This window comes from Stenotrophomonas sp. 05L413 (assembly GCF_056397945.1).
Genome location: NZ_JBFTOL010000001.1, coordinates 750,623 through 762,860, shown reverse-complemented (window position 1 = coordinate 762,860; position 12,238 = coordinate 750,623). Strand labels below are relative to the sequence as shown.

Sequence of the window (12,238 nt, the reverse complement as noted above, 5' to 3'; positions counted from 1 at the left end):
GACGCCTTCGGGAGGCGCGGCGCGGTCCCCGTGTGAGGCAAGTCTCGGCATCCGATCCAGCCAGGATCTTGACCTTCCCAGGCCACCAGCCAGCCGTGAGCAGGGCGGTGCGGGTGGGTTGGCGGGACCATGAGCGCCATGGATGGCGCGACATGAGCCTCCATGGATGGATTCACGGCGTGTCCCGCCAACCCACCCGTGCCGACCCCGCCTGGCGCATTCCTGACGCCCGAGTCGCTCTTGCAGTTGTTCTTGCTACTGCGGGTGCCGTTGCCGTTGCTCTTACCTGGCAGGAACAGGGCAGTCAGAGAATCTGCGCAGTCACCGCAACGAAGTGGCACACACTCCCGCCGATCACGAACAGATGCCAGATCGCATGCGAATACGGCACCGACTCCCGGTGATAGAACACCGTCCCCAACGTATAGAACACACCGCCCGCCAACAGCCACCCCAGCGTCCACGCATCCAGCGAATGCCACATCGGCTTGATCGCCACCATCACCATCCAGCCCATCGCGATATAGATGATCGTCGACAGCAGCTTGAACCGGCCGGTATAGAACAGCTTGAACACCACCCCGAACAGCGCCAGCGCCCAGATCGCGGTGAACATGCCCCAGCCCCACGGCCCCCCGCGCAGACCGATCAGCGTGAACGGCGTGTACGTACCGGCGATCAACAGATAGATCGCACAGTGATCGAACACCTTCAACCGGCCCTTGGCGACCGGGTGCTGGATCGCGTGATAGAGCGTGGACGCCGTATACAACAGCAGCAATGCCACCCCGAACACGATCGCGCTGGCCAGCTGCCAGCCGTCGCCATAGATGGCGGCCAAGGTGATCAGTACCGCACTGCCAGCCAGTGCAGCGACGGCGCCAAGCCCGTGGGTCAGGGCGCTGGCGATTTCTTCTCGAACGGAAACGACAGAGGTCATGGCGATGATCGGATGTGCGGGGAGGGGGAGCCCGCTCCCCCCTATCATCGCCGCGATGGCGCGCGCATGCACGCGCGCCTGTTCAGCCGGTAGACCGGCCGAGCGATCAGCTGACCGAGATGCTGTGCGCGGCTTCGCGCGTGGCCGCGAAGCGAACCTCCGGCGCGCGCTCCTGCGCCAGCTGCAGGTTGACCCGCGTCGGTGCCAGGTACACCAGCTGGCCGGCCGCATCGATGCTCAGGTTGCCCGCGTTCTTCTCGCGGAACTCTTCCAGCTTCTTCTCGTTGCTGCAGGTGACCCAGCGCGCCGTGGTCACGCTGACCGGCTCGAAGGTCGCTTCCACGCCGTACTCGTCCTTCAGGCGATACGCCGCCACATCGAACTGCAGCACACCCACCGCGCCCAGGATCAGGTCGTTGCTCATCAGGGGGCGGAAGAACTGCGTCGCGCCCTCTTCGGAGAGCTGCGCCAATCCCTTCTGCAACTGCTTGAGCTTGAGCGGATCGCGCAGGCGTGCGCGACGGAACAGTTCCGGGGCGAAGTTCGGGATGCCGGTGAAGCTGACCGCTTCGCCTTCGGTGAAGGTGTCACCGATGGAGATCGTGCCGTGGTTGTGGATGCCGATCACGTCGCCCGGCCACGCTTCGGCGGCGATCTCGCGGTCGCTGGCCATGAAGGTCAGTGCATTGGCCAGCTTCATTTCCTTGCCGGTGCGCACATGGAAGGTCTTCATGCCGGCCACGAAACGGCCCGAGCACACGCGCATGAACGCCACGCGGTCGCGGTGCTGCGGGTCCATGTTCGCCTGGATCTTGAACACGAAGCCGGTCAGCTTGTTTTCCTGCGGCGCGATGACGCGGCCGGTGGTGGCGCGCGGCTGCGGCGAGGGCGCGTGCTCGACGAAGAAGTCCAGCAGCGGCTGCACGCCGAAGTTGTTCACACCCGAGCCGAAGAACACCGGCGTCTGCTTGCCGGCCAGGTAGGCCTCCACGTCGAACGGATGGCTGGCGCCCTGCACCAGTTCCAGTTCGTCGCGCAGGTCGGCCAGCATGCGCTCGCCGATCTTCTCGGCCAGCCCCGGCGAATCGATCGAGGGGAAGATGGTCGAATCCTGGCGGGTGAAGTTGCGGCCCTGTTCGTACAGGTGCACCTCACCGCTGATCAGGTGGACCACGCCCTTCAGGCGCTGGCCCATGCCGATTGGCCAGGTGACGGGCGCGCACTGGATGCCGAGCACGCTTTCCACTTCATCCAGCAGATCGATCGGCTCCTTGCCCTCGCGGTCGAGCTTGTTGATGAAGGTCATGATCGGCGTGTCGCGCAGCCGGCAGACTTCCATCAGCTTGATGGTGCGCTCTTCCACGCCCTTGGCCACGTCGATCACCATCAGCGCCGAGTCCACCGCGGTAAGCACGCGGTAGGTGTCCTCGCCGAAGTCGGCATGGCCGGGGGTATCGAGCAGGTTGACGATCTTGCCTTCGTAGGGGAACTGCATCACCGAGGAGGTGACCGAGATCCCGCGCTCCTTTTCCAGCGCCATCCAGTCGGAGGTCGCATGGCGCGCGGCCTTGCGGCCCTTGACCGAACCGGCCATCTGGATCGCACCGCCGAACAGCAGCAGCTTTTCGGTCAACGTGGTCTTGCCGGCGTCAGGATGGGAAATGATGGCGAAGGTGCGGCGGCGCGCAGCTTCGGTAGCGACTTCGGACATGGCGTGACGCGCCCGCCCGGGGCGCTTTTCATGGAGATAAGCCGCCCAGTATAGCGGGGGCGGGCGTGGCCGGGGTCAGGGCAGGGCGGTGGCCCCGGTCGCGCCCGTGGTGCGGGCGAAGCGCAGCTCGCCCTGCGGGCTCATGATCCGTGCCGGGATCGAGCGCAGCCGCATCCCGGCATTGACCTGGACCGCGAAGTGCAGATGGGGCGCGGCGCTGTAGCCGGTGTTGCCCGATAGGCCGATGCGCTGCCCCGCCTGGACCTGCTCGCCCGGGCGGACCAGCACGCCGTGGTGCTGCAGGTGGGCATACAGGGCCATGCTGCCGTCCTCATGCAGCACCCGCACCAGGTTGGCCCGGCCCAGATCGTGGTCCCGGTCCTGCCCATGGCCCTCATACCCGGCCTGGATCTGCATGACGGTTCCTGCGCGCGCGGCGAGTACCGGCGTGCCCTCGGGCAGGGCGAAGTCGATGGCCTCGCGGTTCTCTGTATCGCTGTGACTGAACTGCCCCCACGGTGCCTGGCTGACCTGGATGCGCGCGGCATCGAACGGCAGCTGGTAGGTCACGTCCTGCGGGCGCGCGCCCGGGTCGCCCGGAACGGCCGTCAGATCCAGGCGGATCGTGGTACTGCCGGCCGGCGGCTGCAGGCGGGTCACCACGATGCTGGCGCCTGCGGCGACCACCGTCTGAAGGGGGAGCCCCGGTAGCGCGGGGGCGCCGGCGGCGGGGCGCAGTTCGACCTGGACCGGCCCGGCCACGCGGTTGTCGACCCGGGCCTGCCAGCGGTCGCCAGCCCCTTCCAGGGCCACCACGGCCAGGGCGGGCGCGTCCACGCCAGCGGCCCGCTGCGCTGGGGTGGACGCGGCAGGTCGATCGACCTGCCAGCCCTCCCGCCAGTTCGCACCCGGGCCGGCCGAGGCGCTCAGCACCGGGATCATCATCAGCGTCAGGGCAGTGAAACGTAGGCAGCGCAAGGCGTCGGCCGGGCAGGGAGGATCCCGGAGTATGCGCGACTGATGATCATCTGGAATATATATCGCTTCATGCCGATGAAGGGATTGACATGGGCCGGAAGCGCTGGCATCGTGGCTCCACCATCGAGACCGGCAGAGGGACAGGCCCTTTGAAGCCGGGGCAGCCCGCAGACGCGAAAGCGACCTGCGTAGGTGCCAAATCCTGCGGAGACCGTTGGTGTCTTCCGAAAGATGGTTCGAACCGTGCACCGTGCGTGCGCTTCGAACGCGAGCTCCGCGAAAGCTCGATGGCCGTTTTCCTACTTTGGATACCGCCATGAGCTTCGCCACCGCCGCCCCTGCCGCCACCGACTCCCTCGCCCCGCTCAGCGTCCCCGTCGACGCCGGGCTGAACGCCGTGCGCGGCGATATCGCGGCGGTGCTGTCGATGCGTCACGGCGGGCCGCGGCCGGTACGCCTGCGCTACGAATGCGTCGGCCGTGCCGATGCGCCGGTGGTGGTGCTGGCCGGCGGTATCTCCGCGCACCGCCATGTGGCGGCCAATGCCGAGTTCCCGGAAAAGGGCTGGGCCGAGGGCCTGGTGGCCGCGGGTCGCGCGCTGGATCCGGCCTCGCTGCGCATCCTGGCGTTCGATTTCATCGGCGCCGACGGCGCGCTCGATCTGCCGATCGATACCGCCGACCAGGCCGATGCGCTGGCGTTGCTGCTCGACCATCTCGGCATCGCCCGCCTGCAGTGCTTCGTTGGCTACTCCTACGGCGCGCTGGTCGGCCAGCAGTTCGCGATCCGTCACCGCCAGCGCGTGCAGAAGCTGATCGCGGTGAGCGGTGCGCATCGCCCGCACCCGTATGCCGCAGCCTGGCGCGCGCTGCAGCGCCGTGCGGTCGCGCTGGGTCAACTGCAGTGCGCCGAGAGCCACGGGCTGTCGCTGGCACGCCAGTTCGCCATGCTCAGCTACCGCACGCCGGAAGAATTCGGCGAGCGCTTCGATGCCGCGCCGGAAGTGGTCAATGGCCGCGTGCGCGTTGCCGCCGAGGACTATCTGGACGCGGCCGGTGCGCAGTACGTCGCCCGCACCCCGGTCGATGCTTATCTGCGCCTGTCCGAATCGATCGACCTGCACCGCATCGACCCGGCCGCCATCCAGGTGCCGACCGTCGTGGTCGCTGTGGAAGGCGATCGCCTGGTCCCGCTGGCCGACTGCGTCGGCCTGGTCGAGGGGCTGGGCCCGCGCGGCAGCCTGCGCGTGCTGCGCTCGCCGTATGGCCATGACGCCTTCCTGAAAGAAACCGATCGCATCGACGCGATCCTCGCCACCGCTTTTCGATCCCCCGGAGAAACCGCATGAGCCGTTCCGCTGGTACCGAGCCGTCCTGTAGCCGCGTCACCGCCGCCGTGCGTGCCGGCATCGACCGTGACACCGCCCACGGCGCGGTGACCCCGCCGATCGTGCTGTCCTCCAACTTCAGCTTCGATGGCTTCGGCAACAAGCGCCAGTACGACTACACGCGCAGCGGCAACCCGACCCGCGATCTGCTCGGTGAAGCGCTGGCCGAACTGGAAGGCGGCGCGGGCGGGGTGATCACCTCCACCGGCATGGGCGCGATCAATCTGGTGCTCAATGCGCTGCTGCAGCCCGGCGATACGCTGGTTGTGCCGCACGATGCGTACGGCGGCAGCTGGCGCCTGTTCAACGCATTGGCGAAGAAGGGCCACTTCGGCCTGATCACCGCCGACCTGACCGACCCGCGCTCGTTGGCCGACGCGCTGGCGCAGTCGCCGACGCTGGTGCTGATCGAAACCCCGTCCAACCCGCTGCTGCGCATCACCGACCTGCGCTTCGTCATCGATGCCGCGCACAAGGCCGGTGCCAAGGTCGTCGTCGACAACACCTTCCTGTCCCCGGCGCTGCAGCAGCCGATCAGCTTCGGTGCCGATGTGGTGCTGCACTCCACCACCAAGTACATCAACGGTCACAGCGATGTGGTCGGCGGGGCGGTGATCGCGCGGGATCCGGCGGTGCACGAGCAGCTGGTGTGGTGGGCCAACGCGCTGGGCCTGACCGGTTCGCCGTTCGATGCCTTCCTGACCCTGCGTGGCCTGCGTACGCTGGGTGCACGCTTGCGCGCACACCAGGAAAACACGGCGGCCGTGGTCGAGCTGCTGGCCGCCAGCGATGCAGTCGCCAGCGTGTACTACCCGGGCCTGGCCGATCACCCCGGCCACGCCATCGCAGCCCGTCAGCAGAGCGGCTTTGGCGCGATGCTGTCCTTCGAACTGGCCTCGTGCCCGGGCGAGGATCCGCATGCGGCGGTGCGCGCCTTCGTGGATGGCCTGCGCTGCTTCACCCTGGCCGAATCGCTGGGCGGCGTGGAAAGCCTGGTCGCGCATCCGGCGACCATGACCCACGCGGCCATGACCCCGGAAGCGCGTGCGCACGCCGGGATCAGCGAAGGGCTGCTGCGCCTGTCGATCGGTATCGAGTCACCGGAAGACCTGGTGGCCGATCTGCAGGCCGGGCTGGAGCGCGCGCAGGTCGTGATCGACCAGCACCGGGACGTGCAGCGCCGTAAACAGGTGGATGCATGAGCGCCGTGCTGAACCTGCCGCTGGCGGCCCACCGCAAGCTGGCCCTGCTCGGCACCGGCACGGTCGGCACCGCCTTCGTGCAGCGGTACGCCGCCCTGCAGGATCGCGGCGTCACGCTGCCCTCGTTCTCGTGGCTGGCCAACTCGCGCACGGCGCGCGCCTGCGAACAGACCCCCGCCGATGAGCTCGTGCAGGCCAACCTGGCCGCGCGCGGTGCGGTCGCATTGCAGCCGTGGGCGGAAGCCGAGGGCCTGCGGCGCGGTGATGTGGTGGTCGATGCAACCGCCAGTGACGCGGTCGCCAATTGGCACGAACAGTGGCTGGCGCGGGGCGTGCACGTGGTGACCGCCAACAAGCTCGGCCAAGGCGCACAGTTGGCCCGTGCGCAGGCCATCGCCGACAGCGGCCAGCAGGGTGACGCGCGCTATGGCGACAGTGCCACCGTGGGCGCAGGCCTGCCGCTGCTGAGCAGCCTGCGCGCGCTGGTCGCTGGCGGCGACCGCATCCATCGCGTGGAGGGCGTGCTGTCCGGTTCGCTGGCGTGGTTGTTCCATCACTACGATGGCCAGCGTCCGTTCTCTGCGTGGGTGCGGGAGGCGGCCGAGGCCGGCTACACCGAGCCGGACCCGCGGGTGGATCTGTCCGGCGAAGATGTCCGGCGCAAACTGCTGATCCTGGCGCGGGCCAGCGGCATCGCGTTGCGTGCCGAGCAGGTACAGGTCGCCTCGCTGGTGCCGGAGGTACTCGCCGCGTTGCCGCCGGCCGATGCGTTGGCGCAACTGTCACTGCTGGATGCACCGCTGCAGCAGTATTGGCAGCAGGCCAACGAACAAGGCGATTGCCTGCGCTTCGTCGGTGGCTTCGATCACGACGGTGCTTCGGTGGGCCTGCGCGTCCTGCCGCGCGACCATCCGCTGGCCGGTGGGGCACAGACCGACAATCGGGTCGCGATCCACAGCGACCGGTATCACGCCCAGCCGCTGCTGATCCAGGGGCCGGGTGCCGGGGCGGAGGTCACTGCCGCCGCGTTGCTGGACGACGTGCTGGCGATCGTGCGGCGCTGATTGCCGCGCGATCCCATCAAGACACACGCTAGCGCCAGGAGTGGGCTGGCTGCGTCGGCGGAGAACGCTGAGGACGGCCGCTGCCAGCCATGGCGTGGCACTACCGGGTGGGCAGGTCAGTCGTGTTGTGAGATTGCCTTCAGCAGTGCCGCGTTGAACCGGGCGGGGTCCTGCACCTGCGGCGAGTGGCCCAGGTCTTCGAAACTCACCAGGGTGGCGCCCGGGATCGCCGCGGCGGCTGCCTTGCCCAAGGCGGGGTAGTTGCCCAGCGTCGCTTTCAGCGCCGGCGGTGCCAGATCACGACCGATCGCAGTGCGGTCGGTCTGGCCGATGAACAACGTGGTCGGCACCGTCAGCTTGGGCAGCTCATGGACGACCGGCTGGTTGAACACCATGTCCGAGGTCAATGCCTGGCTCCACGCCACCGCCTGTTTGCCAGGGCCGTCGTACATGCGCGACTGCATGCGCACCCACTGCTCGTACTCGGGCTTCCACTGGCCGTTGTAGTACACATCGAGCTGGTACTTCTTGATGCTCTCGAAGGTAGTTTTCAGCTCACCTGCATACCAGGCATCGACGCTGCGCCATGGCACGCCTTTGGCCTTCCAGTCTTCCAGTCCGATCGGGTTGACCAGCGACAGGCTGATCGTGCGCTGCGGATACATCAGTGCGAAACGTGCCGCCAGCATGCCGCCCATCGAATGGCCGACGATGTGCAGCTTGCCCTCGCCATAGCCCAGATGCTCCAGCAGCGCTTCGGTATTGGCAGCCAACTGACCGAACGAGTATTGATAGCGCTCGGGCTTGCTCGATTTGCAGAAACCGATCTGGTCCGGCGCGATCACCCGGTAGCTGGCCGCGCTCAGTGCCGCGATGGTGTACTTCCAGGTGGCTGCGCAGAAATTCTTGCCGTGCAGCAGCACGACCGTCCCGGCAAAGCCTTTGCCACCGGCGGGGACGTCGATGTAGGCCATCTCCAGCGGCTGGCGCTGGGACGCGAACCGGAAGATCTTCACGGGATACGGATAGTCGAAGCCTTCCAGCCGCGGGCCGTAGGTGTCGGCGGCCAAAGTGGTCAGCGGCAGGCAGGCAAGCAGGGCGGCAGCCAGGATGCGCATGGCGGTCTCCGGAACGGGGGAGCCCTGACTGTACCGGAGCGGCCGTGGAGGCGTGCCGATGATGCGACCGGGGGGGGGGGGCAGCCGACCAACGGCCGGCGCTACCCCCGGGGACGGTCGATCAGCACTCGATGACGTTGACCGCCAGCCCGCCGCGGCTGGTTTCCTTGTACTTGTCCTGCATGTCGCGGCCGGTATCGCGCATGGTCTTGATGACCTTGTCCAGCGAGACCTTGTGCTTGCCATCGCCACGCATCGCCATGCGCGAGGCGTTGATCGCCTTGACCGCGCCCATTGCATTGCGCTCGATGCAGGGGATCTGCACCAGCCCGCCGATCGGGTCACAGGTCAGGCCGAGGTTGTGTTCCATGCCGATTTCAGCGGCGTTCTCGATCTGGCTCGGGTTGCCGCCGAGTGCAGCGACCAGCCCGCCGGCCGCCATCGAGCAGGCCACGCCCACTTCGCCCTGGCAGCCGACTTCGGCGCCGGAGATCGAGGCGTTTTCCTTGTACAGAATGCCGATCGCCGCCGAGGTCAGCAGGAAATCGAACACGCGCTGTTCGTTGGCGCCGGGGCAGAAGCGATCGAAATAATGCAGCACGGCCGGCAGTACGCCGGCAGCGCCGTTGGTCGGGGCGGTGACCACGCGGCCACCGGCGGCGTTTTCTTCGTTCACCGCCAGCGCGTACAGGTTGACCCAGTCCAGCGTGGTCAACGGGTCGCGCATCGCCGCTTCCGGTTTGGAGGACAGTTCGCGGTACAACGCCGGCGCGCGGCGGGAGACATGCAGGCCGCCGGGCAGGGTACCTTCCTGGCGGATGCCGCGCTCCACGCAGGCCTGCATGGCACTCCAGATCTCGCGCAGGCTGTCGCGGATCTCCTCTTCGGTGCGCCAGCACTTCTCGTTCTCGAACATCATCTGGGCGATGCTCAGGCCACTGCGTGCGGTCTGCGCGAGCAGCTCATCGCCGCTCTTGAACGGGTAGGGGAGCGGAGTTTCATCGGGCACGATGCGGTCATCGGCCGCGTCGTCCTGGTTGACCACGAAGCCGCCGCCGACGGAGTAGTAATCGCGCGTGGCGATCACCTGCTCATCCGCGCCGTACGCGGTGAAGCGCATGCCGTTGGTGTGGTACGGCAGCTTCTGGCGTTTGTTCAGGCCCAGGTCGCGCTTCTCGTCGAAGGCGATCTCATGCTGCCCCATCAGGCGGATGCGCTTGCTGCTGCGGATGCGCTCGAGCGTCTCGGGGATGATGTCCGGATCGATCAGGTTCGGGCGCTGGCCCTCCAGTCCGAGCAGCACGGCCTTGTCGGTGCCATGGCCACGGCCGGTCAGGGCCAGCGAGCCGTAGACATCGGCGCGGATGCGCACCACGTCCTGCAGATGGCCCGGATCGAGCAGCCAGCGGTGCACGAAACGTTCGGCAGCCTTCATCGGTCCCACGGTGTGCGAAGAACTCGGGCCAATGCCGATCTTGAAAACGTCGAACGTGCTGACAGCCATGATTGCCAAACTGCGGGTATCGGATGGAGCACTATTCTATGCTGTCGCAGGCGCCAGCCTTGAGTGCGGCGCAACATTTTCCAAGGTGGGTGGGCCGGTGTTTACCTTGTACCAGCGTGATGACTGCCATTTGTGCGACCAGGCCTTGACGGTGCTGGCGCAGGCCCGGGTGGCCGATCTGGACAGTGTGTTCATCGATGACGACACCGCGCTGGAGGCCCGCTACGGGCTGCGGGTGCCGGTGTTGCGCGATGCGCAGGGCCGCGAGCTGGACTGGCCGTTCGATGTGGCAGCGGTAGAGGCCTGGATCGGCTGACACGCAAGCGTCGCTTGGCGGTGCTGTATGCGGTAGTGCCGGCCGCTGGCCGGCTCCCGGGAGTCGATCATCGCGCGAGGAGCCGGCCAGCGGCCGGCACTACCGCCATCTGACGTTACTTCGCCTTCAGGACCACCTTCGTGCTGATCGCGGTCTCGTTCGGGATGGTCTTGGTATCGGCCCAATCACCGCCGCCCACGCCGAAGTCCAGGCGCTTGACCGTGGCCTTGCCGGCCAGCACCGGCTGGGCGCCCGGGGTCCAGGTGAAGGTGAGCGTGACCGGCTTGCTCACGCCACGCAGCTCCAACGTGCCGTCGGCGGCGTACTGGTTGTTGCCCAGCGAGCGGAACTTGGTGGCGCTGTACTTGGCCTGGGCGAACTTGCCCACGTTGAAGAAGTCCGCGCCCTGCAGGGTCGAATCGCGGTCGCTGTTGCCACTCTTGGCACCGGCCAGCGGAATGGTCACTTCCAGCTTGGCATCGTCCAGCTTGGCCGGATCGAAGCTGAGCTTGGTATCAAAGCCCGGGAAGGTGCCGGTGAACACTTCACCGTCGTACTTGGTGGCAAAGGCCAGCACCGAACCGGGTGCCTGCACGTAGTCGGCGGCCAGCACCGGGGCGGTGGCCAGCAGGCCGGCCAGGGCAGCGGCGACCGCGGCCGGGGAGGTGAGCTTGATGTTCATGGTCAATCCTTCTGGGGGGAGGCAAGCCAGCGCTGCGGGAGCATGCGCGCAAGCGTGGCATCGCGTTGGTAAAAATGGTGGTAAAGCGCGGCGCCGGCATGGGCCACGACCACGGCGATCAGCAGCCAGAAGCCCCACTCATGGATGGCGTGCGAGATCTGGGTGACACGTTCATCCGGCGCGCTCAGCTTGGGCACATCGACCAGGCCGAACCAGCGGAACGGACGCAGGCCACTGGCCGAGTCGTACAGCCAGCCCGACAGCGGAATGGCGAACATCAGCACGTACAGCAGCCAATGCGTGGCCGAGGCGACGCGCTCCTGCCAGGTCGGCGTGCCCGGCACCGGATGTGGCGCGCCCGCGTACAGACGCCACAGCAGGCGGGTCACGACCAGGGCCAGGACGGTGATGCCGATCGATTTGTGCATCGTGTAGACCCAGAAATACTTCGGGGTCCTGGGCAATTCGCCCATGGTCAGCCCGACGATGCCCAGGGCGAGGATCAGCACGGCGATCAACCAGTGCAGGGTCTGGCTGACGCCGCCCCAGCGGGTCGGGGTGTTCTTGGCGGTCATGGCGTGGTCTCCTGGACCGGCTGTGGGGTATCTGAGTCAACCGGCGGGGCCGGAGTTCCCGGCGCATCGGTGGGGGTGGCGTCGGCGGGATCACCGGCGTTGCGATCGCGCACCGCCTCCGCTTCGATCCGCAGCTGCACCTCATCGCCGATCATCGAGGCCCAGCCGTCCACGCCGAAGGCGCTGCGGCTGAGCGTGGCGGTGGCCGAGAAACCGGCGGTGCGGCGGAACGGCGGCAGCGGATGACGCTTGAGCGCATTGAGGGTGACGGCCAGGGTGACCTCACGGGTCACGCCGCGTACGGTGAGCTGGCCGATGACGTTGGCGTGGTTCGGATCGATCGGTTCAACCCGGGTCGAGACAAACCGCGCCTCGGGGAAGCGCTCGCCGTCGAGCAGGTTGCGCGCCAGTGTGGCGGTGTTCCATTTGTCATCGCCCAGGTCCAGGCGCTGGATCGGCACGCTGACCTCCAGTCGCGCGCTGCGCCAGTCCTCCGGATCGAACACCAGCACGCCTTCGCTGCCGGACACGGTGCCCAGCGCGTGGGAGAAGCCGGCATGCTCCACCGCGAACAGCACACGGGTGTGCACCGGATCAAGCCGATAGCTGTCCGGGGCGGCGATGGCGAGCAGCGGCGTGGCCGCCAGCAGCAGGGAAAGGGTCAGGCGCTTGAGCAAGGCGCTGGCTCCATAAGGGTCTGGGGCGATCATACGCACAGCTGTGTCATGGGATGCAGCGTCATGGCTGCAACAGATCGTGGT

At 67.4% G+C, this 12,238-nt stretch carries 12 protein-coding genes and 1 riboswitch; of the genes, 4 read left to right on the top strand and 8 right to left on the bottom strand.

Annotated features, from left to right (window positions below; all coding sequences use genetic code 11):
- Positions 1-304: 304 nt before the first annotated feature.
- The 3 genes from trhA to AC1DIQ_RS03385 form a co-directional block, all read right to left on the bottom strand.
- The gene (gene trhA, locus AC1DIQ_RS03395) at positions 305-940 is read right to left on the bottom strand and encodes a PAQR family membrane homeostasis protein TrhA (RefSeq protein WP_088432947.1); all 636 of its coding nucleotides are present in this window, start codon (positions 938-940) and stop codon (positions 305-307) included.
- Positions 941-1,046: 106 nt separating this feature from the next.
- On the bottom strand, positions 1,047-2,651 hold the full coding sequence (locus AC1DIQ_RS03390) for a peptide chain release factor 3 (protein ID WP_121038966.1): 1,605 nt from the start codon (positions 2,649-2,651) through the stop codon (positions 1,047-1,049).
- Positions 2,652-2,726: 75 nt separating this feature from the next.
- The gene (locus AC1DIQ_RS03385) at positions 2,727-3,596 is read right to left on the bottom strand and encodes a M23 family metallopeptidase (protein WP_282260768.1); all 870 of its coding nucleotides are present in this window, start codon (positions 3,594-3,596) and stop codon (positions 2,727-2,729) included.
- A gap of 150 nt (positions 3,597-3,746) precedes the next feature.
- Positions 3,747-3,867: riboswitch (SAM riboswitch) on the top strand.
- 78 nt (positions 3,868-3,945) lie between these two features.
- Here AC1DIQ_RS03385 and metX point away from each other — a divergent pair.
- Genes metX through AC1DIQ_RS03370 form a run of 3 tightly spaced genes read left to right on the top strand, consistent with a single transcriptional unit; the run spans position 3,946 to position 7,282 of the window.
- Positions 3,946-4,977, top strand: coding sequence for a homoserine O-succinyltransferase MetX (metX, locus tag AC1DIQ_RS03380; protein ID WP_282260753.1), 1,032 nt, complete (start codon positions 3,946-3,948; stop codon positions 4,975-4,977).
- Positions 4,974-6,218 carry an O-succinylhomoserine (thiol)-lyase gene (locus AC1DIQ_RS03375; RefSeq protein WP_282260755.1) on the top strand — a complete coding sequence of 415 codons (1,245 nt, stop codon included), beginning with the start codon at positions 4,974-4,976 and terminating at the stop codon, positions 6,216-6,218. The genes metX and AC1DIQ_RS03375 overlap by 4 nt, the downstream gene beginning before the upstream one ends.
- Entirely contained in the window at positions 6,215-7,282 is a 1,068-nt protein-coding gene (locus AC1DIQ_RS03370; protein WP_152151959.1) for a homoserine dehydrogenase family protein, read from the top strand. The genes AC1DIQ_RS03375 and AC1DIQ_RS03370 overlap by 4 nt, the downstream gene beginning before the upstream one ends.
- 116 nt (positions 7,283-7,398) lie before the next feature.
- On the opposite strand, the gene AC1DIQ_RS03365 is transcribed toward AC1DIQ_RS03370, so the two are convergent.
- On the bottom strand, positions 7,399-8,400 hold the full coding sequence (locus tag AC1DIQ_RS03365) for an alpha/beta fold hydrolase (protein ID WP_152151962.1): 1,002 nt from the start codon (positions 8,398-8,400) through the stop codon (positions 7,399-7,401).
- A 121-nt stretch (positions 8,401-8,521) separates the two neighbouring features.
- Entirely contained in the window at positions 8,522-9,904 is a 1,383-nt protein-coding gene (locus AC1DIQ_RS03360; RefSeq protein ID WP_121038948.1) for an L-serine ammonia-lyase, read from the bottom strand.
- A 97-nt stretch (positions 9,905-10,001) separates the two neighbouring features.
- Between AC1DIQ_RS03360 and AC1DIQ_RS03355 the strand changes: the two genes are divergently transcribed.
- The gene (locus AC1DIQ_RS03355; RefSeq protein ID WP_121041188.1) at positions 10,002-10,220 is read left to right on the top strand and encodes a glutaredoxin family protein; all 219 of its coding nucleotides are present in this window, start codon (positions 10,002-10,004) and stop codon (positions 10,218-10,220) included.
- 115 nt (positions 10,221-10,335) lie between these two features.
- On the opposite strand, the gene AC1DIQ_RS03350 is transcribed toward AC1DIQ_RS03355, so the two are convergent.
- Genes AC1DIQ_RS03350 through AC1DIQ_RS03340 form a run of 3 tightly spaced genes read right to left on the bottom strand, consistent with a single transcriptional unit; the run spans position 10,336 to position 12,187 of the window.
- A complete protein-coding gene (locus tag AC1DIQ_RS03350; protein WP_121038945.1) occupies positions 10,336-10,902 on the bottom strand; it encodes a YceI family protein in 567 nt (188 codons plus the stop codon).
- A 2-nt stretch (positions 10,903-10,904) separates the two neighbouring features.
- Positions 10,905-11,477: a cytochrome b gene (locus tag AC1DIQ_RS03345; RefSeq protein ID WP_121038941.1), complete on the bottom strand. Its 573-nt coding sequence runs from the start codon at positions 11,475-11,477 to the stop codon at positions 10,905-10,907.
- Entirely contained in the window at positions 11,474-12,187 is a 714-nt protein-coding gene (locus AC1DIQ_RS03340; RefSeq protein ID WP_183073687.1) for a YceI family protein, read from the bottom strand. Before AC1DIQ_RS03340 ends, AC1DIQ_RS03345 begins: the two co-directional genes overlap by 4 nt.
- Between the last annotated feature and the right edge of the window lie 51 nt (positions 12,188-12,238).